This window comes from Thalassoglobus neptunius (genome assembly GCF_007859735.1).
Taxonomy (GTDB): domain Bacteria; phylum Planctomycetota; class Planctomycetia; order Planctomycetales; family Planctomycetaceae; genus Thalassoglobus; species Thalassoglobus neptunius.
In genome coordinates this window covers 1-1,461 of sequence record NZ_SIHI01000140.1, presented here as the reverse complement: position 1 = coordinate 1,461, position 1,461 = coordinate 1, and the positions used below count along the sequence as shown (strand labels likewise).

Sequence of the window (1,461 nt, the reverse complement as noted above, 5' to 3'; positions counted from 1 at the left end):
GAATCATTTCGATCATCTCCCACTGAAGGTCAGTCAGGTCACTTGGGTACGCTTTTCGAATCGCCTCGGACACCGTGCACTCCTTTGCGTTGATGAACCGCAAAGTGTGAACAAAACCAGACTTTCACAAAACCTCAGTTTCCGGATAGCCTCTGAGCGATCGCACGAAAAGTCTAAGGCTATTCGGGATGACGACTCTAAAAAACTGCTCACGAGTTTTGTCGTAAACAGCTTACTTCTCAGGGGAGAAAATAGTTGCCCAGTCGTTTTTCATGTCGACGACAACCCATCCGTTGCCTTTCGCTTGCTCCAATGCTTTGACCAGTTTCCCGCTGCTTTTAGGATGAGCGTCGTAAGCGTATTCGCGGACTGCGTCGGTGTGATGGACGATCAATCCGAAACTTGTTTTACGCTCGATTGTGGTCCATTGAAGCATTTCGAGGTCGCCATCGGAGTTCCCGAAGGCAGCGATGGGACGGCGTCCCAATTGTCGGTGAATGCCAACCGGCTTGCCTGTCTTGTCGTCAACGAACGAGACGCCCGGTTCTTTGATGAGGACCGGCAGGCCTTCTTGCATTCCAAATTTGGTGTTGCCGACTGAGCCAATCACTTGTTCGGGGGGGATTCCGTAAACTCGGCGTGACCAGACTCGCATGAAATCGGCACCGCCTCCGGAGACAATCCAGGTTTTGAATTTGTTGGCGCGAAGGTAGCGGAGCACCTCCTGCATCGGCTGATAGGTCAGATCGAGGTAGCGACGTTTGAAGCGAGGATGCTTGGCCGTTCTGCTCCAGTTTTGAACCCGCTTGTCAAACTCGGTGGTTGTAATTTTCGTGTGAGAAGCGTCCAATATTTCGATCAGCCCTTTTTCTCCACTCGTGAGGAGCGTAGGGATGTCGTCATTGAGTCCGGCCTGCAAGACGGGGTTGTTCTTCCATTCCGGATGCGACGGAGCAAGGCGTTTCAGTTCGTCCAAAGCGAATGCGAGTTGGAAGGGAATCGGATCTTCCGGCCACAGGGTTCCGTCGTTGTCGAACACAGCAATTCGATTGATGGGACGAACGAACGTGGGGCTTCCCTCGCGAGTCACTGATTCGACGAACTCAATGATCGCGGACTTTGTTGGTCCATCGTTCCATGAGGGAAGGGGATCGTCCTGACTGAACGCGGACGAAACGAAGAGTCCATGCAACAGGATGGCGAATAGCGTTGCAAGCTTCAGACGGAATGTTGGCATCGTTGCTTCAATCTTCTTGCTTCTGAAAGGGAATTGCCAAGCCGCTCCGCGAACGCGGATATGAGAACGATATTAGACCATTTCAGCGGGTGGCCCACAACGCCGTTAACCTTTTTAGTGTTGTATCAAAAGACGTCTTGATGGAAATGTTGTGATGACGTAAGGCATTGTTGTCACACAAGTTCCTTTGTCATCTCGGAACGGAGTCCGGGCATGTCGCATCA

1 protein-coding gene is annotated in these 1,461 nt (G+C 51.8%); it reads right to left on the bottom strand.

Annotation, left to right across the window (positions count from 1 at the left end; all coding sequences use genetic code 11):
- Positions 1-232: 232 nt before the first annotated feature.
- Entirely contained in the window at positions 233-1,237 is a 1,005-nt protein-coding gene (locus tag KOR42_RS26250) for an HAD family hydrolase (protein WP_146512748.1), read from the bottom strand.
- Between the last annotated feature and the right edge of the window lie 224 nt (positions 1,238-1,461).